The 24,635-nt window shown below is 67.4% G+C and carries 19 protein-coding genes; 12 read left to right on the top strand and 7 right to left on the bottom strand.

Annotated features, from left to right (window positions below):
- Nucleotides 1-7 precede the first annotated feature (7 nt).
- Nucleotides 8-3,187 carry an efflux RND transporter permease subunit gene (locus tag C7401_RS39360; RefSeq protein ID WP_112177455.1) on the top strand — a complete coding sequence of 1,060 codons (3,180 nt, stop codon included), beginning with the start codon at nt 8-10 and terminating at the stop codon, nt 3,185-3,187.
- Nucleotides 3,184-4,641, top strand: coding sequence for an efflux transporter outer membrane subunit (locus tag C7401_RS39355; RefSeq protein ID WP_112177454.1), 1,458 nt, complete (start codon nt 3,184-3,186; stop codon nt 4,639-4,641). The genes C7401_RS39360 and C7401_RS39355 overlap by 4 nt, the downstream gene beginning before the upstream one ends.
- 21 nt (nt 4,642-4,662) lie before the next feature.
- Here the strand turns inward: C7401_RS39355 and C7401_RS39350 are convergent, their stop codons facing one another.
- Nucleotides 4,663-6,195 (bottom strand): FAD-dependent oxidoreductase, encoded by a 1,533-nt coding sequence (locus C7401_RS39350; RefSeq protein ID WP_112177453.1) that lies wholly within the window; start codon nt 6,193-6,195, stop codon nt 4,663-4,665.
- Entirely contained in the window at nt 6,192-7,379 is a 1,188-nt protein-coding gene (locus C7401_RS39345; protein ID WP_112177477.1) for an FAD-dependent oxidoreductase, read from the bottom strand. The genes C7401_RS39350 and C7401_RS39345 overlap by 4 nt, the downstream gene beginning before the upstream one ends.
- A gap of 84 nt (nt 7,380-7,463) precedes the next feature.
- Between C7401_RS39345 and C7401_RS39340 the strand changes: the two genes are divergently transcribed.
- From C7401_RS39340 to C7401_RS39320, 5 genes are all read left to right on the top strand, one after another.
- Nucleotides 7,464-8,156, top strand: coding sequence for a TetR/AcrR family transcriptional regulator (locus C7401_RS39340; protein WP_112177452.1), 693 nt, complete (start codon nt 7,464-7,466; stop codon nt 8,154-8,156).
- A 155-nt stretch (nt 8,157-8,311) separates the two neighbouring features.
- Nucleotides 8,312-9,229 carry a LysR family transcriptional regulator gene (locus C7401_RS39335; protein WP_112177451.1) on the top strand — a complete coding sequence of 306 codons (918 nt, stop codon included), beginning with the start codon at nt 8,312-8,314 and terminating at the stop codon, nt 9,227-9,229.
- A 177-nt stretch (nt 9,230-9,406) separates the two neighbouring features.
- Nucleotides 9,407-10,459: an Ldh family oxidoreductase gene (locus tag C7401_RS39330; RefSeq protein ID WP_112177450.1), complete on the top strand. Its 1,053-nt coding sequence runs from the start codon at nt 9,407-9,409 to the stop codon at nt 10,457-10,459.
- 104 nt (nt 10,460-10,563) lie between these two features.
- Complete coding sequence (locus C7401_RS39325) at nt 10,564-11,844, top strand: MFS transporter (RefSeq protein ID WP_112177449.1); 1,281 nt, start codon at nt 10,564-10,566, stop codon at nt 11,842-11,844.
- A 33-nt stretch (nt 11,845-11,877) separates the two neighbouring features.
- Nucleotides 11,878-12,609, top strand: coding sequence for an ABC transporter substrate-binding protein (locus C7401_RS39320; protein WP_112177448.1), 732 nt, complete (start codon nt 11,878-11,880; stop codon nt 12,607-12,609).
- Between the two features lie 329 nt (nt 12,610-12,938).
- Here C7401_RS39320 and C7401_RS39315 read toward each other — a convergent pair whose 3' ends face one another.
- Nucleotides 12,939-13,328: a hypothetical protein gene (locus tag C7401_RS39315; protein ID WP_112177447.1), complete on the bottom strand. Its 390-nt coding sequence runs from the start codon at nt 13,326-13,328 to the stop codon at nt 12,939-12,941.
- A gap of 382 nt (nt 13,329-13,710) precedes the next feature.
- On the opposite strand from C7401_RS39315, the gene C7401_RS39310 reads away from it, so the two are divergent.
- Genes C7401_RS39310 through C7401_RS39295 form a run of 4 tightly spaced genes read left to right on the top strand, consistent with a single transcriptional unit; the run spans nt 13,711 to nt 18,656 of the window.
- Nucleotides 13,711-14,454, top strand: a complete 744-nt coding sequence (locus C7401_RS39310; RefSeq protein ID WP_112177446.1) for a (Fe-S)-binding protein — start codon at nt 13,711-13,713, stop codon at nt 14,452-14,454.
- Entirely contained in the window at nt 14,451-15,833 is a 1,383-nt protein-coding gene (locus C7401_RS39305; protein WP_112177445.1) for a lactate utilization protein B, read from the top strand. The genes C7401_RS39310 and C7401_RS39305 overlap by 4 nt, the downstream gene beginning before the upstream one ends.
- Nucleotides 15,830-16,429, top strand: a complete 600-nt coding sequence (locus tag C7401_RS39300; RefSeq protein WP_112177444.1) for a LutC/YkgG family protein — start codon at nt 15,830-15,832, stop codon at nt 16,427-16,429. The genes C7401_RS39305 and C7401_RS39300 overlap by 4 nt, the downstream gene beginning before the upstream one ends.
- Before the next feature lie 16 nt (nt 16,430-16,445).
- Complete coding sequence (locus tag C7401_RS39295) at nt 16,446-18,656, top strand: FUSC family protein (protein ID WP_112177443.1); 2,211 nt, start codon at nt 16,446-16,448, stop codon at nt 18,654-18,656.
- A gap of 24 nt (nt 18,657-18,680) precedes the next feature.
- Here C7401_RS39295 and C7401_RS39290 read toward each other — a convergent pair whose 3' ends face one another.
- From C7401_RS39290 to C7401_RS39280, 3 genes are read right to left on the bottom strand one after another with little or no spacing between them, the layout of a single operon-like run.
- Nucleotides 18,681-19,448 (bottom strand): response regulator, encoded by a 768-nt coding sequence (locus C7401_RS39290; RefSeq protein WP_112177442.1) that lies wholly within the window; start codon nt 19,446-19,448, stop codon nt 18,681-18,683.
- Nucleotides 19,449-19,505: 57 nt separating this feature from the next.
- The gene (locus C7401_RS39285; RefSeq protein ID WP_112177441.1) at nt 19,506-21,656 is read right to left on the bottom strand and encodes an ATP-binding protein; all 2,151 of its coding nucleotides are present in this window, start codon (nt 21,654-21,656) and stop codon (nt 19,506-19,508) included.
- Nucleotides 21,653-22,033, bottom strand: a complete 381-nt coding sequence (locus tag C7401_RS39280) for a response regulator (RefSeq protein ID WP_112177440.1) — start codon at nt 22,031-22,033, stop codon at nt 21,653-21,655. The genes C7401_RS39285 and C7401_RS39280 overlap by 4 nt, the downstream gene beginning before the upstream one ends.
- 420 nt (nt 22,034-22,453) lie before the next feature.
- Between C7401_RS39280 and C7401_RS39275 the strand changes: the two genes are divergently transcribed.
- Complete coding sequence (locus C7401_RS39275; protein ID WP_373864483.1) at nt 22,454-23,602, top strand: porin; 1,149 nt, start codon at nt 22,454-22,456, stop codon at nt 23,600-23,602.
- A 26-nt stretch (nt 23,603-23,628) separates the two neighbouring features.
- Here the strand turns inward: C7401_RS39275 and C7401_RS39270 are convergent, their stop codons facing one another.
- A complete protein-coding gene (locus C7401_RS39270) occupies nt 23,629-24,618 on the bottom strand; it encodes a LysR family transcriptional regulator (protein WP_112177438.1) in 990 nt (329 codons plus the stop codon).
- Nucleotides 24,619-24,635: the final 17 nt, after the last annotated feature.

Here is a 24,635-nt window from a genome sequence, read left to right as displayed (position 1 = left end):
AGGACGCATGGCAGGTTTTTTCATCCAGCGCCCCATTCTCGCGTGGGTCATCGCCATCGTGATCATGCTGATCGGCGGCGCCGCAACCACGACGTTGCCGATCGAGCAATACCCGACCATCGCGCCGCCTTCGGTGCAGGTCACCGCGACCTATCCGGGCGCGTCCGCCGACACGGTCGCCAAGACCGTCACCCAGGTGATCGAGCAGAAGCTGTCCGGCATCGACAATCTGCTCTACATGTCGTCGACGAGCAGCGGTGCGGGCCAGGCGACCATCAACCTGACCTTCAAGCCCGGCACCAATCCGGACATCGCCCAGGTGCAGGTGCAGAACAAGGTGACCCAGGCGAGCGCGTCCCTGCCCGAAACCGTGCAGGAACAAGGCGTGCAGGTCGCGAAGGCGTCGAGCGACTTCCTCATGATCGTCGCGCTGTCGTCGCCGGGCGGCTCGCTCAACTCCATCGATCTCGGCAACGTCATCGCCACGCAGCTCGAAGACCCGCTCACGCAGATCAACGGCGTGGGCGACGTCACGCTGTTCGGGGCACAGCACGCCATGCGGATCTGGCTCGATCCGGTGAAGCTGCGCAGTGTCGGCCTCACCGCGTCCGACGTGACGACGGCCGTGACCAACCAGAACGTGCAGCTCTCGGTGGGCGAACTGGGCGGCGCACCCGCTACGGACTCCCAGGCAATCAACGCCACGATCTCGTCTTCCAGCCTGCTGACCACGCCCCAGGAGTTCGGCGACATCCTCCTGCGCGTGAACACCGACGGCTCCAAGGTCCGGCTGCGCGACGTCGCGCGCGTGGAGGTGGGCGGCGACTCGTACGATACGTCGTCGCGCCTCGACGGCAAGCCGGCCGCCGCGCTGGCCGTGAAGCTCTCGACCGGTGCGAACGCCATGGCGGTTGCGAAGGCCGTGCGCGCGAAGCTCGTCGAACTCCAGCCGCAACTGCCCAAGGACGTGGCGATAGCGTACCCGTACGATTCCACGCCGTTCGTGAAGATCTCGATCGAGGAGGTCATGAAGACGCTCTTCGAAGCGGTGATCCTCGTGTTCCTCGTGATGTACCTGTTCCTGCAAAACCTGCGCGCGACGCTGATTCCCACGATCGTCGTGCCGGTCGCGCTGCTCGGCACGCTGGGCGTGATGTCGGTGATCGGCTTCTCGATCAACGTGCTGTCGATGTTCGCGATGGTGCTCGCGATCGGCCTGCTCGTGGACGACGCGATCGTCGTCGTCGAGAACGTCGAGCGCATCATGGCCGAGGAACGACTCGACGCGAAGGCGGCGACGAAAAAGGCCATGAGCCAGATCACCGGCGCGCTCGTGGGCGTGACGACCGTGCTCACCGCCGTGTTCATTCCGATGGCCTTCTTTTCCGGCTCGACCGGCGCGATCTACCGGCAGTTTTCGGTCACGATCGTTTCCGCCATGGTGCTCTCGGTGTTCCTCGCCATGACGCTTACCCCCGCGCTATGCGCAAGCCTGCTGAGCCCGGCCGCCGTGGCGCACCAGGAAAAGCGCGGCCTGCTCGGCGCGTTCAACCGGCTCTTTTCGCGGAGCAACGCGCGCTACAGCGCCTCGCTCGCGGGCGTGGTCGCGAAGCCCGTGCGCTGGATGCTGGGCTATGCGCTCATCGCGGGCGTGGTCGGCATTCTGTACGTGACGCTGCCTTCGTCGTATCTGCCCGAGGAAGATCAGGGGTCGATCATGGTGTCGATCTCGGCGCCGGTCGGCACGCCGTCTTCGAAAACGCTCAAGACCGTGGCTGCTGTCGAGCAGTACTTCCTGAAGCAACCGGCGGTCTCGCATGTGATGGCCGTGAACGGCTTCAGCTTCAACGGGCAGGGGCAGAACAACGCACTCGCTTTCGTGCAGTTGAAGGACTGGAGCCAGCGCGGTTCAAACGACAGCGCCCAGGCCGTGATCGGCCGCGCGAATGCCGCCTTCGCGGGCAACCGCGACGCGCAGATCTTCGTGATGAACGAACCGGCCATTCACGGCCTGGGCACGCAAAGCGGCCTCGACTTCGAGATCGAGGACCGCGCGGGCCAGGGGCATGACAAGCTGCTGAAGGCGCGCAATCAGTTCGTCGCGCTGGCCGCGAAAGATCCGTTGCTGGCGATGACGCGTCCCGCCGGTCTCGAAGACACGCCGCAACTCTATGTCGATATCGACCGCGAGAAGGCCAGCGCGCTCGGGCTGTCGATCGCCGACGTCGATTCCACGCTCTCCACCGCGTTCGGCTCGTCGTACGTGAACAACTATATCGACACGGGGCGCATCCAGAAGGTCTACGTGCAGGCCGACGCACCGTACCGCATGATGCCCGGCGACATCGGGCAGTGGTACGTGCGGGCGGATTCGTCGTCGTCGAGTTCCTCATCAAGTTCGTCATCCTCAACATCGACAACGGACTACGACGGGCAGATGGTGCCGTTCTCCGCATTCGCGAAAACGCGCTGGACGTTCGGGCCGCCGCAGATCGAACGCTACAACCGCGAACTCGCGATGGAAATGAGCGCACAGCCCGCACCCGGCGTGAGCACGGGCCAGGCGATGAGCGCCGTCGAGAACCTCGCGAAACAGTTGCCCGCCGGGTTCGGCATCGAGTGGACGGGGCAGTCGTATCAGGAGGTGCTCGCGGGCTCGCAGGCGACGTATCTGTACGCCATCTCGCTGATCGTGGTGTTCCTGTGTCTTGCCGGGCTGTACGAAAGCTGGTCGGTGCCGATCGCGGTCATTCTCGTGGTGCCGATCGGCGTGCTCGGCGCTTTGCTGGGCGCGCATATGCGCGGGCTCTCGAACGACGTCTACTTCAAGGTCGGCTTGCTGACGACCATTGGTCTCGCGACGAAGAACGCGATCCTGATCGTGGAATTCGCCAAGGATCTCCAGGCACAGGGCCACGGCCTCGTGGAAGCCACGCTCGAAGCCGCGCACCAGCGCTTGCGGCCCATCCTCATGACGTCGCTCGCCTTCGTGTTCGGCGTGTTTCCGCTCGTGATCAGCACCGGCGCGGGCTCGGCCGCGCGCCATGCGATCGGCACCGGCGTGGCGGGCGGCATGATCGCGGCAACGGCGCTCGCCATCTTCTTCGTGCCCGTGTTCTTCATCGTCGTGCGCAGGCTGTTCAACGAGCATGGCGGCGCAGCACAGCCCGCAAAGGATCCGGAATGAAAGTGAAGCTTCTGTGCGCGCTCTGTGCAATAGCGCTGAGCGCCTGTTCCCTCGACCCCGTTTATCAACGGCCGGCCTCCCCCGTCGCCGCCGCATGGCCCACGGGCGAGGCGTACGCGACGAGCGCATCGGCAACACCGGCAACCCCGGCCGACGCTTCATCGTTCGCGCCCGATGTCGGCTGGCAGGACTTCTTCAAGGACGCGCGCCTGCAAAAGCTGATCGCCCTCGCGCTCGACCACAATCGCGACCTGCGGGTCGCGGCGTTGCAGGTGGCCGAATACGAGGCGCAGTACCGCATCACGCGCGCGGCGCTCGCGCCCGCGATCGACGCGGGCGGCTCGCTCACGAACACGCGCAGCGACGGCGCGGTGAGCCATTCGAATACCGTCTCGGTCGGCACGACGTCGTGGGAGATCGACTTCTTCGGGCGGCTGCGCAGCCTGAAGCGTCAGGCGCTGGAAACCTATCTCTCGACCCAGGCGTCGCGCACCAGCACGCAGCTATCGCTCGTGGCGGACGTGGCGACCGACTATCTGCAACTGCTGTCCGACGAGGCCTTGCTGAAAGTCGCGACCGACACCGCCACGGCCAACCAGAGCACCTATGACCTGACCGTCAGCATGATGAAGATCGGCAGCGCGTCGTTGCAGGACGTGCGCGAGGCGCAGACTTCGCTTGCCAGCGCGCGTGCGAGCGTGGCCTCGTACACACGCGCCGTGGCGCAGGACCGCAACAATCTGGTCGCCGAGATCGGCTGCCCGCTGCCCGACGACTTCGGCGGCGGCGGCCCCACGCTGCTGGAGAGCGACGCCATGTTCGCCGACATCGGCGCGGGCTTGCCGTCCGATCTGCTCGCGCGGCGGCCCGATATCATCGAGGCCGAGCACACGCTGAAGGCGGCCAACGCGAACATCGGCGCCGCGCGCGCGGCGTTCTTTCCCAAGATCGAGCTGACCGCCACGGCGGGGACCGCCAGCACGAGCCTGTCGCAACTCTTCAAGGCGAGCACGGGCGCGTGGACGTTCGCGCCGACGATCACGATGCCGATCTTCGACTACGGCAGCAACAAGGCTTCGCTCGACGTCGCGAAGATCGAAAAGGACATCGACGTGGCCGACTACGAAAAGACGATCCAGACGGCGTTCAAGGAAGTGTCGAATGCGCTGGCGGGCCGTGCGACCTATGACGATCAGGTCGCGGCGGACCGCGACTATGTGAAATCCGCTCAGGACTACTACGATCTTGCGCAGGCGCGTTTCAGGACCGGCACCGACAGCTTCCTCACGGTGCTGAGCGCGCAGCGCACGCTCTATACCGCGCAGGAGCAACTGGTCACCGACCAGTTGGCGAAGCTGTCGAACCAGGTCACGCTGTACAAGGTGCTGGGCGGCGGCTGGTCCCAAACGTCGCAAACTGCGCGTACTGCCCAAACGTCCCAGGCCGCGCTCTAAGCGCCACAAGCCGCAAACCGGTCACGCGGGTTGGCCGAACCACCGCTCGGCCGCTTCGGCCAGGGCCTCCGGCCTCGGCGCATCGTCGGCGGCCCAGGCGACGAAGCCATCAGGGCGCACGAGCAGCGCATTCAGACCGAGGCGCTGCTTGACGTCGCCCGCCACATACGCGATGCGGCCGCGCCAACGGCTTGCAAGCGCTTCGAGCGACGGACGCGAATCAAAGTCCAGCAGCAGGCCCGAGCCCGTTCTGAGCCGCTCGCCCACGGTCGTCCCGTCCGCCAACGCAAAGTCGGGAACGCTGCGGCCAACGAGCGGATGGTCGCCCCCGAGGTCGTAGCGCAGGGACACCGCCCACACGCGCTCGGCGAAATACGTCGCGCCGTCGCGCGTGCCGACGAGATCGCGCATGATCGCTTCGAGCGCGCGCGTGCTGGGCGTCGGGCGCATCAGGGCGACCTGGGCGCGCGACCAGTCCAGCACCTGCGCACCGACGGGATGCCGCTCCCGCTCATAGCTGTCGAGCAGGGCCGCCGGTGCGTCGCCGCGTATCGTCGCGGCCAGTTTCCAGCCCAGGTTCATCGCGTCGCCCAGGCCCAGATTGAGCCCCTGGCCACCCAGCGGGGAATGGATGTGCGCGGCGTCGCCCGCCAGCAATACGCGACCCGCGCGGCCCGCGCGGTAAGCCGTCGCCTGCCGTGCGCGATCCGTCCATGTCGCGGCGAGGTGCAAGGCGGTCAAGGTGACGTCGATGCCGGAGATCCGCCGCAGGACGGCCTGCACGTGGTCGAGCGGAATCGAACGGGTACGGTGGAACGCGCCGCCGTCGAAATCGACCATCGCGATCGTTCCAGGACGCGCAAACGTGTACATGCCCGTCGGCGTGTAATGGCGGCCGGGTTCGAGCAGGTCCGGCTGAGCCAGTTCGACTTCGACGCAATAGCCGGTGAACTCGGCATCGGTGCCCGCGAACGCGAAGCCGCCCGCTTTGCGGACCGTGCTGCGCCCACCGTCGCAACCCACCAGCCAGCGCGCGTGGAACGTCTCGCCACCGGCGTGCACGCTCACGCCGTCTCCGGACTGATCGAAGCCCTCGACCGCGAGGCCGCGCCGGATCTCCACGCCCAGCGCGTGCGCACGCGCCGCGAGCGCCGTTTCCAGGGACTCCATATCAACCGCCATGCGGGTACCGGCCGGGCCGGGCAACCGGTACGGCCACTGCGAGGCGTCGATGGCCTCGTGAAAGAACGGGATACCGGCGAAGTGGCCCGCGGGGCGGCGCGCCTGCTGCATCCAGTGCGCGCCGGGTGGCGCACCGCCTGTGTCGTGCTTCGCGCGTTGCGACCTCGTGATGTCGTCCAGCAAGCCGCGACGGTGGAACGCTTCGAGGGTGGGCGCCGAGAGGCCACGCATGCCGAACGGCAGACGCTTCAACGCGGCGCGCGGGTCTTCGGCCTGCTCCAGCACCCGCACCGTGACGCCCGCCAGGCGAAGCTCGCAAGCGAGAAAGAGGCCGACCGGGCCGCCCCCTGCAATGACGACGTCATGGCTCACGCGGACGGCTCCCGAAGCGATGCCTGCTGTGTTCCCGCCACGCCGCCCAGGAAGTCGACAAGGCTCAACGGCGCGCGCTCGTCGAGGCACAGTTCAAGCGTCGCGCAGGAATCCGCGGCGGCGGCCGCGCTGCGCGCGAACATCGTGGCTTCGTACGCGGCGAGCGCGGTCTCGACATCGCCGGGATGCGCCGCAATCGCCGCCCCAAGCTCCGCGCCGTCGAGCATGGCGAGGTTCGCGCCCTCGCCCGCCGGAGGCGCGAGGTGCGCGGCGTCGCCCAGCAGCGTCACCCCGCGCACGCGACTCCATCGATGGCCGACCGGCAGCATATGGAGCGGCCGCAGGACCGGCGCGGCCTCGCCCTCGGTGATGAGCGCCCTGAGCGCGGGCGACCAGCCGTCGAACTCGGCCGCGACTTTCGCCGTCACGCTCGCGGCGTCGGCGAAGTCGAGGGCGTCGAACCATGCCAGCGGGCGCTTCAGCGCGATATACGCGTGCAGCACCGCGCCGGGTTCCCGGTGCGCGAAGATCCCCTTGCCCGGCGCGAGCGCGAACAGCGCCCCGCCGCCTACGGCCGCCGCCGCCGGAGCGTGCCGCGCATCGGCGTCGTGCAGGCAGGTTTCGATGAACGACGTGCCGACATACTCGGGCTGCGCCCCGGAGAGCAGCGGCCTGACCTTCGACCACGCGCCATCGGCGCCGACGAGCAGGCGGCTGACCTCGCTCGATCCGTCGGCAAAGCTCAGCCGATGCTCGCCCTGGCCGAGCGGCGTGACGTGGCTGAGCTTCTTCCCCCACCGGATCGTCTGTGGCGGCAGCGACTCGATGAGAATGCGCCGCAGTTCGCCGCGCGGCGCCTCCGGCCGCCCGCCCGTACCATCGTCTGATTCCTCGAACAGCACCCGGCCCTGCGAGTCCAGCACACGCGTGGCCTCGCCGCCTGCGTGAACGATCGCGCGGAATGCTTCGGTGAGCCCGGCCGCCGCGAGCGCGGCCTGCCCGTCATGCTCGTGGATGTCGAGCAAACCGCCTTGCGTGCGCGCTTGCGCCGACGGCTCCGCCTCGTAGACGGTCACCGGAATGCCGTGCAGGTGCAGCACCCGCGCGAGCACGAGGCCGCCGAGTCCCGCGCCGACAATCGTGACGGGGGTGGTTGGGGGCGTAAAGGTCACTGGGGTCGCCATCAAAGCTTCTTCCATTGAGTATGGAACGTTGTTCCATGGAAAAAATAGTTTGGAACAATGTTCCATGCGTGTCAAGCTACGCCCATGACTACGGAAATTCGGACCAGACGGCGCGCCGACGCGCTCACCAAGGAGCGGATCGTCGAGGCGGCGATCGCGATCCTCGACCAGGACGGCGAGGACGCCCTGACTTTCCGCGCCCTGGCGGCGCGCCTCGCGACCGGCAGCGGCGCGCTCTACTGGCACGTTGCCGACAAGCAAGAACTGCTCGCGGCAGCCACTGACCAGATCATCGCGGCCGTGCTGACCGAGGCGGTGAGCCTGCCCCGGCCGCAGGACGCGATCCGCGCACTCGCGCTCGGCGTGTTCGACGCCATCGACGCGCACCCCTGGGTGGGCGGGCAGCTATCGCGCGATCCGTGGCAGTACGCGGTCCTGCGCATTCTGGAAGGCATAGGCGGGCAGGTCCAGGCGCTGGGTGTGCCCGAGCACGCGCAGTTCAACGCGGCCACGGCCCTCATGAGCTTCATTCTCGGTCTTGCGGGCCAGTACGCTTCGCGGCCCCGCGCTTGCGAGGACGGCATGGACCGGGTGGCGATTCTCGAAAGCGTCGCGGCGAAATGGGCGCAACTCGACCCGGTGGAGCACCCGTTCGTGCGCCAAGTGGCGACGATGCTGGCCGGGCACGACGACCGCGAGCAATTCCTGGCGGGCATCGACCTCATTCTGGCCGGCATCGAGACCGGCATTGCCCGCAGCGGCGATGCGAACGCGTAGCGCGCCGACACGCCGAGCGCAACGTTAATCAGCAGTCCGACATTGATTGTCACCGTTTGCGGTGATCTGCCGATTCGTGTGCCTCACGCACGAATTGACAGCGCGCGGCAGCGCGTCGACACTGAACGCCTCTTCCCTCCTGCGTGGCCACTGGCATGAACTTCGAGATTTCGGACTTGCGCGCCTTTGTCGCGACAGCGGACCTGGGCAGCTTTCGCGCCGCCGCCGACACGCTGCATCTGTCGCCATCGGCGTTGTCGCGTCGCATCGAGAAGCTTGAGGAGGCGTTGGGCGTGCGGCTTTTCGAGCGCACCACGCGCAAGATGGACCTGACCATCGTCGGTCGGGGCTTTCTGGAGCGCGCGCACCGAATCCTCAACGAGGTCGACAACTCGATGCTGGAGTTCGACGATCTCGCGCGCAAGATGACAGGCGAACTCACGATCGCGTGCGTGCCCTCGGCGGTGCGCTATTTCCTGCCGGAAGCCATTGCGGTCTATCACCAGCGTTACCCCGGCATTCGCCTGCGCCTGATCGACGAGCCTTCGTCGATGGTGTTTCTCGCTGTCGCGCGCGGCGAAGCCGATTTCGGCCTCACCTACGTCGGCACCCAGGAGCCGGACATCGAATTCACGCCGCTGCTGGACGACCCGTTCGTGCTCGCCTGCCCGCGCAGCCACCCGCTCGCGAAACGCAAATCCGTGGCGTGGGCGGAACTCGTCAACCTCGACTATCTGGCGATCGCGCAGGGCAGCGGCAATCGCGCGGTCATCGACGAAGCGCTGGCCGGTGTGGCCGGCCGCCCGAAATGGTTTTGCGAGGTGCGCCATGTGCCCGCGCTGGTGAGCCTGATCGAAGCGGGACTGGGCGTGGGCGTCGTGCCCCGGCTCGCCATGCCGCGCGGTCCGCACAAAGCGCTCACGAGCGTCGCGCTGGTCGATCCGCCGATCCGGCGCACGCTGGGCGTCCTCCAGCGGCGCGGACGCGGTTTGTCTTCCGCCGCGCGCTTCTTCCTTCAGTTGTTGACGGAAATGCGCGCGCCCGACGCGCTTCCCGCCAGCGCGCCCGCGTAAGCGACCCTCCCTTGATGTCGTGCGCTCAGTGCGATTCGTGCGTCAAGCGCACCAATCGCACGAAAATATGCGTTTGTTCCGGGCACCGCTTCTATCCGATCATCTGCGAAACGCAAGCGCTGTGACGCAGCAGCCGCTTGACCCACGGTTTTCAGATCGAAGGAGACGACCCGTTCCATGACCCAGCCCACCTCCACCCCACAAGGCATCGTCAGCCAGGCTCAACTGACCGAACTGACCATCGAAGCGCTGTGCACACTCGGCCTGAATCGCGCCGACGCCACCGACACCGCCACCGTTCTCGTGCTCGCCGACCTGTTCGGTTTGCGCACGCACGGCACGAGCCGGATCGAATCGTACGGCGCCCGCCTGCGCATCGGCGGCATCAATCCCACGCCGTCGATCACCGCCGAGCAGGTCGGCCCGGCGCTTCACCGCCTCGACGGCGACAACGGCGTAGGCCCGCTCGTGGGCTATCGCGCGCTCGATCTGGCGATGGCTGCCGCGCGCGAAAACGGCATCGCATGCGTGTTCGTGCGCGGCAGCAATCACTTCGGCCCGGTGTCGCCGTACTCGTACCTGGCCGCCAAGCAAGGCTTCGCCAGCATCATCGGCAGCAACGCGACAACGACCATCGCGCCGTGGGGCGGCACCGACGCGCGCCTGGGCAACAGCCCGGTAGGCTTCGGCGTGCCGAACCCGCAAGGCCACCCGTTCCTCCTGGACATGGCGATCAGCGTCGCGGCGCGGGCCAAGATCCGCAACGCGCTCAAGCGCGGCGAAGCGATTCCCGGCGACTGGGCGACCGACGCGCAAGGCAAGCCGACCACCGACCCGAAAGCGGCGCTAGACGGCTTCCTGCTGCCGATTGGCGGCCACAAGGGCTACGGGCTCGCGCTGGTCGTCGACCTGCTCGCGGGGCTGCTTTCCGGCGCGGCCTACCTGACGCACGTAAAGTCGTGGGAAGACGACCCGGAACAGCCGCAGAACCTCGGCCACTTCTTTATCCTGATCGATACGAACAGGCTCGGCAGCACCGCCTGGCTCGCCGCGCGCATGGCCGACTATGCGGCGATCCTGCACGGCTCCGCACCCGCCAATCCGGATGCGCCCGTGATCGTGCCAGGCGAGATCGAACTCGGGCGCCTGGAGCGGCAGATGGCCGAAGGCATCGACATCGGCGCGGCCCAGCTCGCAATGCTGGAAGCGACCGCGCGGCCGCAACGCTGAAGGCGGCAAAGACAGGCAAACACAGTCAAACACAGGCGGCCGACCGTGCGGCGCATCCGGGCGCACGGTCCGCCAAGCCCATAACAAGCTCCAGGGAGCGACAGGTGACAAACATTCGATGGCGCATCGTCCTGCTGCTGTTCATCGCAGGCTTCATCAATTATCTCGACCGCTCGGCGCTTTCCGTCGCCGCGCCCGCCGTGGCGCAGGAACTGCGCATTTCCCCGGCGAGTCTGGGCCTCGTATTCTCGACCTTCTTCATCGGCTATGCGGCATTCAATTTCATCGGCGGCTGGGCGGCCGACCGCTGGGGCGGCAAGCGCGTGTTCTCCGGCGCGATCCTCGCGTGGTCGCTGCTGTGCGGCGCCACCGGACTCGTCACCGGCTTCGGCTCGCTGCTGGCGGTCCGCACCTTCTTCGGCATGGCCGAGGGACCGCTCGCCACGACGATCAACAAGATCGTGAACAACTGGTTCCCTCACAAGGAATCGGCCACCGCGTTCGGCTTCGCCAATTGCGGCCTGCCGCTGGGCGGCGCGGTGGCGGGTCCGGTGGTCGGGCTGCTGACGGCCGCGTACGGCTGGCGCGTCGCATTCGCGGGCGTCGCGTGCTTCGGGCTGCTCTGGCTGATCTTCTGGCACTTCATGGCCACCGACAAACCGCATCAGCATCCGCGCGTCTCGGCCGACGAGCGCCGCCTGATCGAATCCGACCGCAGCGTGTCCGACGATCCCGCCGACGTGAAGCCCCTCGGCTTCTACCTCAAGCAGCCTGCCATTCTCGCGGCGATGATCTCGTACTTCGGCTATAGCTACATCCTGTTCTTCTTCCTCACGTGGTTCCCGAGCTTCCTGACAATGGACCGCCATCTGAGCCTGAAAAGCATGAGCCTCGCGACGGTGCTGCCATGGCTGCTGGGCTTTATCGGCTACGGCCTGAGCGGCGTGCTCTCCGACCTGATCTTCCGCCGCACGGGCAACGCGCTGCGCGCGCGCAAGTGGGTGTTGATCGTATGCCTGGGCGCCGCGGGCGTTTGCGTGACGCTCGCGGGCGCCGTGACGACCACGGCCGGCGCGCTGCTGCTGATGGCCGTTGCCGTGTTCGCGCTGTACTTGAGCGGCAGCACGTACTGGGCGCTGATTCAGGACACGATTCCCGGCCCGAAGCTCGGCAGCGTCGGCGGCTGCGTGCATGCGATCGCGAACTGCGCGGGTATCGTCGGCCCGGCGGTCACGGGCTTTCTCGTCCAGCAAAGCCACACGTTCTTCAGCGCGTTCGTGCTGGCGGGCGGCATCGCGCTCGCCAGCGTGCTGGCCGTGGCGATCCTGCTGCGACCGCGAGCAAGCGCGCGGCGCGAGTCAAGCGAAGCGCGCATCTGCGGCTGAACGCATCCCTAACCTCAATTCCATTCCACCAACATGAAACCCGATCCGTCCATCATTCGCGCCTTCACGCCCACGGGCAAGCTGCGGGCATCGATCAATCTGGGCAACCCCATTCTCGCGGGCACGGACGCAAGCGGCACGCCGGCCGGCGTGTCGGTCGATCTCGCGCGCGCCTTTGCCGCCACGCTCGGCGTGGAACTGGAACTCGTGGTGTTCGATGCGGCCGGCAAGTCCGTGCAGGCGGTGAGCGAGGAGCGCGCGGACTTCGGCTTCTTCGCCGTGGACCCGCTGCGCGGCGAAACCATCGCGTTTACCGCGCCATACGTGCTGATCGAAGGCTACTACCTCGTGCGAGACGCCTCGCCGATTCGCCGCAACGAGGAGGTCGACCAGCCGCAACACCGCGTGACCGTGGGCAAAGGCAGCGCCTACGATCTGTTCCTCACGCGCGAATTGAAGCACGCGCAGATCGTGCGCGCGCCGACCTCGCCGAGCGTCGTGCAGACCTTCCTCGACCAAAACCTGGAAGTCGCGGCGGGCGTGAAGCAGCAACTCGAAGCCGATGCGCGCGAGGCCCACGGCCTGCGCCTGCTCGACGAGCGTTTCATGGTGATCCGCCAGGCGATGGGCGTGCCGAAAAGCCGTGGCGCAGCGGCGGCGCAGGCGCTGCATGCGTTCGTCGAAGAGGCCAAGGCATCCGGCTTCGTCGCCGAGGCGCTCGCGCGGCATGGGATCGTGGGCGCGTCGGTCGCGCCAGCCGCGTAAGGGCGAGCGTGAGGCGGGACGTGCCCGGCTTCACGGCAGCCAATACCGGCGCAGCCAGGTCCTGCGCCGGTATTGGCGGCGCGGAACATGACGCCAGCGTGCGGCGGCGGGGATCGATCGATGGCGAGTCAGCACGATGGTGAATAACGCACGGCCACCACACGAAAAAACGCCGCACCGGACTTGCCCCGGTGCGGCCAACAAGCTGACGGGCGGGACTCTCGCTCCTGATACCCATCAACTGGGAGAGCTTCGAGGCTAACATGCGGTGCGGCGCGGTCCAGCCTTCTGCCGGAATGTGAACGGCTTTGTCCGATCGGAACTAGGGCCTAAAGATCGAGCGCTTGCTTGAAGCGCTCGTTCAACGCCGCGAGTTCCGCGATGTTGCGCGCATGCATCTGCATTTCCTGCTCCGCCATCAGGCGGTGGCGCGGGTTCGTCTCGGTTGCGAGCAGTGTCTCCAGCGCGGCCATGCGCGCGCGCCGCTGCTGAATCTCGGCCTCGGCGTTCGCATTGACGTCGAGCACGCGCGAGATTTCCTCTTCGAAAGGCGCGGGCTCGCCGTTCTGCCATTCGGTCCACTGTTCGACCTTCTCTTCCCAGGAGCGCCGCCAAAGCCCCTGCTGCGGATCTTTGGGGTCGAGCGCATCGATCTGCCGCCGGGCATGATCGATTGCATTGCGCAGATGCGCGTTCTTCACGATGCCGTGGTCGTCCATAGTGCTTTCCTCTGCCGGGGCGTCCGTCGAATTTGCGCAGCCGAAAAAAAGGCGCCGCACCGTCGCCAACGGCGGTGCGGCGAGGGGACTGACGGGCGGCAACCGGTAGCCGAAGCCCGTCAGCGAGAGAGCATCCAAACTACCACGCCAACCCGCGCTATCCGGTCTTCCATGCGCAAGGAGACCGTAATTGTCCGATCGGAACTAGCGGTCATGGGCCGGCGACACTCGCGCGGCCACCCGGTTACATGCCGCGTTACAGATGTAATGCGCGCGGCCCGCCTCGAAATGCGGGCGCAATCGCGCGCTTGCACACTCTCGATCACGCCTGCGCCGGGCCGCGCCGCCCGCATGCGCAGGCTTTGTTCGAGGAGCCGATGCAATGAAAGTCGCGCTGTTTATTCCGTGTTTCATCGACGCCTTCTTCCCCGAAGTGGGCGTCGCCACCTTGCAACTGCTGGAGCGTCTGGGCTGCACGGTGGACTATCCGTTGGATCAGACCTGCTGCGGCCAGCCGATGGGCAACAGCGGCTGCGAAAAAGAGGCCGCCGCCACGGAGAATCTCTTCGTGCGCAATTTCACGGGCTACGATTACATCGTTTCGCCAAGCGGCAGTTGCGTGCATCACGTGCGCGACCACTTGACCGCGGCCGACCAGTCGCGCGACACCCTCGCGGTGCGCCGCCGTACGTTCGAGCTGGTGGAATTCATCCACGACGTGCTCAACGTGCGCGCATTCCCGTGGGCGTCGTTTCCGCACAAGGTCGGGCTGCACAACAGTTGCGGCACGCTGCGCGGTCTTCACACCGCCAGCACGTCGGAAATCGACGAGCCGTTCTTCTCCAAGCCGCTTGCGCTGCTGCAAAACGTCAAGGGCATCGAATTCATTCACCCCGATCGCCCCGACGAATGCTGCGGCTTCGGCGGCACGTTCTGCGTGTCGGAGGAACCCGTTTCCGCGCGCATGGGCGGCGACAAGGTGCGCGACCACAAGCGCAACGGCGCCGAATACATCGTCTCGGCGGATTCGTCGTGCCTGATGCATCAGAAAGGCTGCTCGGAGCGCCTGGGCCTCGGTCTGAAGTTCATCCACATCGCACAGATTCTCAACGGAGCAACGGCATGAAGCGCGTCGATCATGCGGGGTATTCGAAGCAGTTCATCGCCGACGAAAAGCACATTGCGTTTCACGACAAGCGCCTGTGGGATTTGCGCTCCGCGCGCGACGTCGAGGTGCACGGCATTGCCGAATGGGAGGAACTGCGCTCGCTCGCGTCCGCGATCAAGGAGCACACGCTGACCCATTTGCCCGACTATCTGGAGGAATTCGAGCGCAACGCCACGGCCAACGGCGTCGTCGTGCACTGGGCGAAGGACGCGGAGGAACACAACCGCATCGTCCACGAGATTCTCAGCGCGCGCGGCGCGCGGCTGCTCGTGAAAAGCAAGTCGATGCTCACTGAGGAATGCGAAATGCGCCCGTATCTGGAGGCGCGCGGCATTGCCGTGGTGGAGACCGATCTCGGCGAGCAGATCCAGCAGCTCGACGACCAGATGCCCTCGCATATCGTCGTGCCCGCCGTGCACAAGCTCGCGACCGACGTGGCGAAAACCTTCGCGCAGAACTACGGCACCGACCCGAACGAAAGCGACATTCCGAAGCTGGCCGAAGCGCAGCGCCAGGCCACGCGCCCGCGCATTCTGCGCGCCGACGCGGGCATGACGGGCTGCAATTTCGCGGTCGCGGAAACGGGCGGCATCACCGTCTGCACCAACGAAGGCAATGCCGACCTGAGCGCCAACGTGCCGCCGCTGCATATCGCCTCGATCGGCATCGAGAAGCTCATTCCCAAGCTCGAACATCTCGGCGTATTTATCCGCATGCTCTCGCGCAATGCGCTCGGCTCGCCCATCACGCAATACACCTCGCATTTTCGCGGCCCGCGCGACGGCGGCGAGATGCACTTCGTGCTGGTCGACAACGGCCGCTCGGCGCGCCTCGCGATGGACGACTTCTGGTACTCGCTCAAATGCATTCGCTGCGGCGCCTGCATGAACACCTGCCCGGTGTACCGGCGCAGCAGCGGCCTGAGCTATGGCGGCGTGTATTCCGGGCCGATCGGCGCGATCATCAATCCCACCTTCGACCTGAAGAAGTACAGCTCGCTGCCGTTCGCCTCGACGCTCAACGGCAGTTGCACCAACGTCTGCCCCGTGAAGATCAATATTCACGAACAGATCTACAAATGGCGGCAGATCATCGCCGAACAGCACGAACTGCCCTTCGTCAAGCGCGAAGCCATGAAGGTCGCGGGCAAAGTGCTCGCGCATCCGAAGCTGTATCGCGCGGCGATCAAGGGCGCGGGCAAAGCGGTGGCGACGTTGCCGCGCGCGGTGCTCTACAATCCGCTCAACGCATGGGGCAAGCAGCGCGAGCTACCCGAGGCGCCGAAGGAAACCTTCCGCGACTGGTATCTGAAGCACAACAAGAGGAACAAGCCATGAGTAGCCGCGAAGCCATTCTTTCCCGTTTGCGCGAGGTGGAGCGCGCCGCGCGTCCGCTGCCCGCCGTCCCTCTGTACGACATACCGCCCGAGGCCGTGCTCGACACCTTCAAGACCTCGCTCGCGCGACTGGGCGGCGTATGGTGCGAGCCGCCCGCCGACGGCGATCTCGACGCCTTCATTCGCACGCGCTTTGCGTCCGCGCGCGTGATCTGCTCGGCCACGCCCGAAGTGCGCGGCACGCGCGACCTGGCAACGATCGCCCGCCCGCACGATCTCGAAGACGTGGACGTGGGCGTGGTGCGGCCCGCATTCGCGGTCGCGGAAACCGGCTCGATCTGGCTGAGCGAGCACGAGTATCGCGTGAATGCGCTCGGCTATCTCCCGCAGCACCTGGTCGCGCTGCTCGATCCCGATCAGATCGTGAGCAATCTGCATCACGCCTACCGGCGGCGCGAGTTCTTCGAGTCCCGCTATGCGGTGCTCATGAGCGGGCCGTCGGCCACCGCCGACATCGAAGGCGTGCTGATTCGCGGCGCACAGGGCATCCGCTCGCTGACCATCGTGCCCGTGCGCCAGCCGCGCGCGGCAAGCTAGTCTCACGAGGCCGCGCATGATCTTCTCGATGGACGCCCGCGCCGCCCTCCTGCGCTCCATTTCGCACGGCCGTCACCGGCTGCCGTTCGCCGAATCGGTACGCGGCGGGTTGATCTGCGCCGCGCCCGCCGTGCTCGCGGCGGCCTGGCACGAGCCGCTGCTCTGCTGGTCGGCGATCGCCGCATTCTGGACCTGCCTGTGCGACGACTCGGGCACGCGGCCGCGCCAGCGTATGACGCAGGGGCTCGTGTTCGCGGTGCTCGGTGCGCTCGCCGCGGGCTGCGCGATCGCGGCGGGCGCGGTGCCCGGCTTAGCCGTCGCGCTCGCGGGCGTGAGCGCGTGGCTCGGCGCGCTGGTGCGCTGCCGGGGCGCGCTGCCGGGGCTGCGCGGCTTGCTCGCCGCGACCGCCTTCGCGGTGTGCGCGGCGTTCCCGGTGCATGGCGCCCAAGCCGCGCTCGACTATGCCGTTTTCTTTCTTGGCGGCGGGCTCTGGGCCATCGCCTGCAATCTCGCGCTCTGGCAATACAGCGCCGATACGCGTGTACGCGCCGCGACATTTGCCTGGCTCTACGCGTTGGGCTCCTATGTGAGCAAGCTCGCGCAAACGCCCGATCTTCGCCACGGCGCGGCGGCGAGCCGTGCGGAACTGCGCACCGCGCTCGACGCCATGAGCGCCGCGATCACGGCCGCGCCCGGCGAAGTCGCGCCTGGCTGCCGCCGCTGGCTGGCCGACGCCGAACAGGCCATGGCGTTGCTCGCCGGGATCGAAAGCCTGTTGCACAGCAGGCGGCGCGCGCCGCAACCGGCCGTGGAGCGCGCCACGCTCGACCTGATCGCCGCCACGCTCAAGCGGCTGGCGGAAGGCATCGACGCCTGCGCGCTGGACGTGCGCCGCGCCACGCCGCCCGACCCCGCCACGACCGCCGCGCGCCTGCGTCCTTTCGCCGACTATGCCGCCCACGTTGAACATGCCGGACATGCCGAACTCGCGCGCTCGCAGGTCGAGGCCGAAGCCCTGGCAGCCGACGCGCCGCGCGATGCGCGCGCGTGGCGCGACGCGTTCATGACGTTGAGCGCGCGCCTCGCCACCCTGGTCGCCGAAGCGGACAGCGAGACGCGCGGCGCGACGCACGGCGCCCCGGCGAGCGCCACGCGCACGAGCCGGCCGTGGCGCGACGCCTTCGCGGCCGTGATCGCGCAAGTGCGCACGCAAGGCGTGTTCGCGCGCTACGCCGCGCGCCTCGCGCTCGCGGCCATGGTGGCCGTCACGCTCGCGCGCTGGCGCAGCGCGGAGCAAGGTTACTGGCTCGCGCTCACGACCATGTTCATCGTGCAGCCGACCTTCTCGCAAACGGTCAGGGTGTCGAGCCTGCGCATCGGCGGCACGATGCTCGGCGCGGTGCTCGCCTCGGCGCTCGCGCTCCTGATCCACAGCCCGATCCTGCTCGCGCTCGCGATCCTGCCGCTCGCCACCGGCACGCTCGCCGCGCGCGCGGTGAGCTATGTCTCGTACATCCTCTTTCTCACCTCGCACTTCGTGCTGGTCGCGCACCTGGGCACGCCGGTTGGCGAGCCGTGGGATCTCGCGGTCTCGCGCGTGCTCAACAGCCTCGCGGGCGTGGCGGTGGGCGTGGCGGCGAGCTTTCTCGCCTGGCCCGAGTGGGAGCAGCACAAGCTCGCGCCCGCCGCATCACGCGCCCTTGCGTGCGTGAGCGACTATGTGCAGGCGGTGCTGCGCGGGCACGCGCCGGACCACGAGGCGCAAGCGCAGGAAGCCATCGAAAAAGCGGAAAAGTCCGAAGCGAGCGACAGCGACACGCGTGCGATCGCCGCGCTGCGCAGGCAGGCCTGCCTCGCGGTGGATGCGCTCGAAGCCGTGATCGCCGCCACGCGGCTCGAATCGCTGAGTTCGAATCACCGCGCGGCGCACGCGAGCGTGCTGATGCTGCGTCTGCGCAAGCTCGTGGGCGTGGTGTCGCCGCTGGAAGGCGCCGATGCCGCGCTCGACGCCGCCGACCGCGCGCGTCTCGCCGCGCTCGCGCAGTCGGTGAGCGCGCTGCTGCGCGCGACGCGCGAGGAACGCGCCAGCCTGCGCGCGCATCTGCAAGCCGAGGCCGAAGCCGAGCCCACCGGCAGCGCCCGCTCGTTCTTCGCGCGTCATATCGAACATGAGGTGATCGAGGGCGCGCTGGCCGTGTCGATGGTGTTGCCCGACGTGCTCGACTGAGCCCGCCCTGGCCCGCGCGCGGCCTTAGCGCACGCCGCTCCAGCCCGCGGCGTTGCTGAGCTTCTCCACCGGCGCCGCGAACACATACCCGGCGCCGCGCGCCGTCTTGATGAACTCGGGCCGCGCGGGCACCGCCTCGATCTTGCGGCGCAGCCGCAGGATCTGCACGTCGATCGAGCGGTCGTACACGTCGTCGTACATGCGGCTCGCCTCCAGCAACTGCTCGCGCGCGAGCACGCAGCCCGGCGCGGCCAGAAACGCATTGAGCAGGCTGAATTCGCCGTTGGTGAGCGGCACGACTTCGCCGCGAGGCGACGTGAGCTTGCGCGTGCCGATATTCAGTTCCCAACCGGCGAAGCGGTACGCGCGCGCATCGATCTGCCGCCCCGTGGCGGGCGCCGAGCCGGCCGCCGTGACGCTCGCGCGGCGCAGCAGCGCCCGCACGCGCGCAAGCAATTCGCGCGAGCTGAAGGGCTTGGTGAGATAGTCGTCGGCGCCCAGTTCGAGCGCCATCACGCGATCGGCCTCCTCGCGCAAACCGGACACCACGATGATCGGCAACGCCGACTGCACGCGGATGCGCCGGGCGATTTCGATGCCGTCCTCGCCCGGCATGCGCAGATCGAGTATCACCAGGTCGATCGCCTCCTCGGCCAGCGCGACGGACATCTCCTTGCCGCTGGCCGCCGCGCTCACGCGCATGCCGTTCTCGACGAGATAGGCGGCGATGAGTTCGCGAATGGCCGGGTCGTCGTCGACCACGAGAATATGGGGCAGGTTGGGCTCGTTCATGACAGCACGGGTTTCGGCCTGATTTTTTGCGTAGGGTCGCGCAATGACGACTGAAAATTATAGCGGCAGCGCCGCGCGGATCGCGCGCCCGAGCGCCTCGCGATTCACGGGCTTTTTCAGCACCGCGTGCACGCCCGCCGCGCGCGCCGCCTCGTCGAGCAGCGCCGTGCCATAACCGCTCACGAGCAACGCGGGCAGCTCGGGGCGCAGCGCGTGCAGCCGCTCGATCAGTTCGATGCCGCTCATCTCCGGCATGGTCTGGTCGGTGAGCACGAGGTCGAAGCGCTGCGGCTCGCTGAGAAAGGCGTCGAGCGCCGCCTGCGGCGAAGCGAAGCCCACCGGCTCGTAACCGAGTTCCGCCAGCCATTCCTCGCCGAGTTCGACGAGCGTGCGCTCGTCGTCCACCAGCAGGATCGTTTCGCCGTTGCCTTGCGGCGCACGCGCGGCCGCCTCACGCTCGTCGCCTGCGGCGGCGCGCGCGTCGCGGGAGAACGCCTGCGCGATCGGCAGATAGATGAAAAAGCACGCGCCCTCGCCGGGCGCGCTCTGCACGTCGATCACCCCGCCATACTCCTTCACGATGCCGTCGACGAGCGAGAGCCCGAGTCCGGTGCCCGCGCCGCGCCGGCGCGTCGTGAAGAACGGATCGAAGATCCGCTCGCGCACCTCGGGCGCGATGCCCGCGCCGGTGTCGGCCACGCCGATGCGCACGTAACGCGACGCTGGCGGCGCGGCAACGGCGCCGCTCACATCGCTCATGTCGCTCTCATCGACCGAAACCGTGATCGCGCCTGGCCCCTCCAGCGCGTGCAGCGCGTTGCTGCACAAATTCATGACGACCTGATGCAGATGCGTGGGATCGCCCTGCACGACGGCGTCGGGCGCGTCGATGCGCAATGCGATGCGCACGCCGCGCGGCACCTGCGCCTTGAACAGATCGACGGTTTCCTCCACCACCGAGGCGACATGGACCGGCAGCCGCGCCGCCATGCCGCTGCGGCTGAACGCGAGAATGCGCTCGACCAGCTGGCTCGCGCGCGTGCCCGCGTTGAGCACCTGCTGCGCGTCGCGGCGCGCGGGCGAATCGGCGGGCAGCGCGGCGAAAACGCGTTCGCCATAGCCCAGAATCGCGCTGAGAATATTGTTGAAGTCGTGCGCGATGCCGCCCGCGAACGTCCCGAGCGCTTCGAGCTTCTGCGCCTGGCGCAGTTGCGCTTCGAGACGCAGCCGCTCGGCTTCGGCGGCGCGGCGCGCGCTCACGTCGTCGATGACGGCCACCAGCATGCCGTCGAGTTCGCCCGAAGCGGACAGCCGCGAAATGCTCATTTCCGTCCAGATCACCGTGCCGTCGCGGTGCACGTAGCGCTTGCCGAACGTCACGTGCGAGCGCGCGCCGCGCTCCAGTTCCGCCACCTTGGCGCGCGTGAGCGCGACGTCGTCGGGGTGCGTGATGTCGTCGGGCGCGAGCCCGTGCAGCGCCTCCAGCGTATAGCCGACCATGCGGCAGAAAGCCGGATTCGCGACCATGTACGGCTGATTGGGCAAGAGCATGACGATGCCGACCGGCGCGTTGTCGAACACGGCGCGCCACCGCTGCTCGCCCGCGCGCAAACCGGCATGCGCGCGGTCCTGGCGGCGCACCTGGCGCATCAGCAGATAAAGCAGCACGAGCACGAACGCCGAGATCGCGAACGTGCGCGCGAGCGTGGCGCGCGTGGTGCTGCGCCAGCCGCCTAGCACCTGCGCGCGCGAACGGCCGACTTCGACGACGAGCGGATGGCCCGGCACGGCCACGCGCGCGGTCAACGGGGCGGCAGCGGCCTGCGTTGCGCGTTCGGTGGCGATTTCACAGGCGAACGCGCGAGCCTCGCCGGTGCCCTCGATCGCAAGCGACAGCTGTTCGTCGCGCGCAACCTGTGCGAGCCCGGCGAGCAGCGCTTCGCACTCGCCGCGCGCGTAGACGGGGGGCGTGCCCGGCATCCGGTCGAGCGTCTGCCCGACCTGCCCGGCCCACACCTGCGCGACGAGCTGCAACGCGCGCTGCCCTTCGGCGAGCGTAGCGCCGCGGCTTTGCCAGACGTTCACGAAGGCCGCCGCGCACAGCACGAGCACGACCAGCAGACCGCCCGCGAGCGTCGTGCGATGGCTCGCGGGGCGCGCGTTTTCATCGGCGTCGTGCGGGCGGGCGAACCAGGCGGGCCGCTTCATGATGCAAGCGATGCCATCAATTGCCGGACGTTGGCGAGCAGCGCGGCGCAATCGAGCGGCTTGGCGATCACGCGGTCCGCGCCCAGTTGGCGCGCCACGGAAGCGGCCGTCCCCACGTTGAAGCGGAAGCGGCCCGAGATCGCGACGATGCGCGCGTGCGGATATCGCTCGCGCAGGCGGCGCAATTGCGCGGCGCCATCGCATTTCGGCTCGCCCAGCGCAACAACGATCACGCCGACGCTTTGGGCGCGCACATCGGGCAGGCGTTCGAGCGTGTCGGCGTGGGCGTGGGCGAGGAAGCCCGCTTCGCGCAGCGTCGCCACGATCAGCTCGCGCGTGCCGGCATCGTCTTCCAGCACAAGAATCGAATGGGACATGGCCGCGCCTGCTCCCGGCCACGGACCCGGCCGCTGGGCGCCGGCCCGGAAAACGAGCCAGCGCCGTTAGTTTACGGGAGCACGGTTGCCTGTGGATGCCAGGCGGGCAACCGCAAGGTTACAGATGAAACATGGCCGTACCGGCTCACGCAGGCGCGTCAAGCAAGATATGGCGATTTCCATTTCGCAAATCGATCGATACCCCTCGCAGCGCCCGCCCTCGCCTGCCACCGGCTTCGTTGAGCGATCTGGAACACTCTCTTGCGTTCGCCGCGATTTTTCCGCCGCCGCTCCCCATCGACCATACCGACGCGCAAACCGCACGAACAACGTATAGCAGCGGAAAACGCTTCGATAAATTCATAAGCATTACTGAAAATAAGGGGAAAGCCAATGCAGGTCCGTAGAATCAAACTCGACATGGGTCTCGCGAGCGTCGCGATCGCCTTCGCGAGTTCCGCGAGCCATGCCCAGTCCGTCCGCCTGTCCGGCTCCGTCGACGCCGGTATCGCGTACGTGAGCGACGCGGGCAACACGAACGGCCATCAAAGCGCCTGGCAGGCGAAAAACGGCGACATCAACATCAGCCGCTGGGCCTTGACCGGCAACGAGCCGCTCAGCAGCGATCTCAGCGCGATCTTCACGCTCACCAACGGCTTTTCCGTGATGAACGGCAACGCGGCGCAACAAGGGCGCCTGTTCGGCTTCCAGGCGTGGATGGGGCTATCGTCGCAGCGCGCGGGCACGCTCACGATGGGACGCCAGTTCGACGAAGTCGTGCAGTTCGTCGAACCGTTCTCGCTCGGCGGAACCTCGTATGGCGGCGCGGGCTTCGCGCACGTCTACGACAACGACAATCTCGACAACTACACCCGCATCAACAATTCGGTCAAATACGTCACGCCGGTGCTGGGCAACCTGAAACTCGGCGCGCTGTACGGGTTCTCGAACGCAGCGGGCGGCTTCGCGAACAACCGCGCGTACAGCTTCGGCTTCTCGTATCAGTACGGCAATCTCGACACCGGCGCGGGCTACTTCCAGCTGGACCGCGCCTCGAACCTCGCAACGGCCAACACCGATGGCGCCGTGCCCGCCGGCGCGCCCTTCAATGCCGAGCGGCAGCGCACGTGGGCCGCAGGCGGCCTTTACCATTTCGGCTCCGGCGCGGCAGGCCTCATCTTCAGCGAAACGCGGCTCGACAACGCCACCTCGATCAACAACGTGGCCGACACCGCCATCAGCCTGCCGGGCGATGACGTGCGCTTCGACAACGTCGAAGTGAATATCCGCTATTACGTGACGCCGAACTGGAACCTCTCCGCGGGCTACACCTTCACGCTAGGCCGCTTCGCCACGCCAACCGGCGTGCGCTATCCGAAATGGCACCAGGCGGGCATCGTGTCCACGTATTTCCTCTCGCCGCGCACCGACGTCTATGTCGAGACGATCTATCAACGCGCGAACCAGCTCGAAGGCACCGGCATTCAAGGCGCACAGATCTCGAACTTCTCGCGTGCGTCAGGCGCGAACCAGCTCGTCGCGGCCGTGGGCCTGCGGCATCGTTTCTAGCGGCACGGGGGCTGCATGGGAAAAATTCACGACACGTCCGCCGACGCTTCATGCGGCTCGATCAAGGGCGTATGCGCGAGCGGCTCGCGTGTCAGTTTTTCCAGCAGCGCCATGTCGCGAGCGATCACCTCGGGCAGATGGGCGCGCAAGAACTCCACCCAGGTCTTCGTCTTCGCATCGACGAACTTGCGCGACGGATACAGCGCATACACGTTGACCTTCTGGAGAATGTGCTGCGGCAGCACGCGCACGAGCGTGCCGTTGCGCAGCCCGTCGATGGCCGCATAAACGGGCAGCATGCCGATGCCCATGCCCTCGCGAATCGCCACCGCGAGCGATTCCGCGATATTCACCTGCACCGGGCCGTCCACGTGCATGGCCACGCTGCCCTCCGGGCCTTCGAGCGTCCATTCGTGCACGGGCGAGGTCGGCGTCTTGAGGATCAGGCAGTCGTGATGCGCGAGATCGGCGGGCGTGTGCGGCGCGCCGTGGGTACGCACATAGCCCGGCGACGCGCACAGGACGCTGCACGACGCCCCCAGTTGATGCGATACGAGATCTGAGTTCGGCAGCGAAGTGGCCGTCACCACCGACACATCGCTGCTGCCCTCGAACAAATCGGCCATGCGCTGCGAGAGCGTGAGCTCGATCGTCACCTCGGGATGCAACGCGCGGTACTTCGAGATCGCGGGCAGCACGTACTGTTGCCCGATGCTCGCGAAGCTGTGCAGACGCAACGCGCCCGCCGGACGTTCATGCGCGCCGCTGGCTTCCTCCTCGGCGCTGCCGAGATCCGCGAGAATCTGCTTGCAGCGCTTCAGATAAAGCTCGCCGGCGGGCGTGAGCGCGAGGCGCCGCGTGGAGCGGTTGAGCAGGCGCGTGCGCAGATGCGCCTCCAGTTCGGAGAGCGCGCGCGACATGGCGCCCGTGGTCGAATCGAGCGAGTGGGCCGCGGCGGTGAAACTGCCGGCCTCGACGATGCGGACGAACACCCGCATGTTTTGTAACGTATCCATCGTGCAAGATCAGGCAA

This window comes from Paraburkholderia unamae, assembly GCF_003268775.1.
Taxonomy (GTDB): Bacteria; Pseudomonadota; Gammaproteobacteria; order Burkholderiales; family Burkholderiaceae; genus Paraburkholderia; species Paraburkholderia unamae.
Note: the sequence above shows the minus strand (reverse complement) of the source record. Positions and strands in the feature narration are given on the sequence as shown.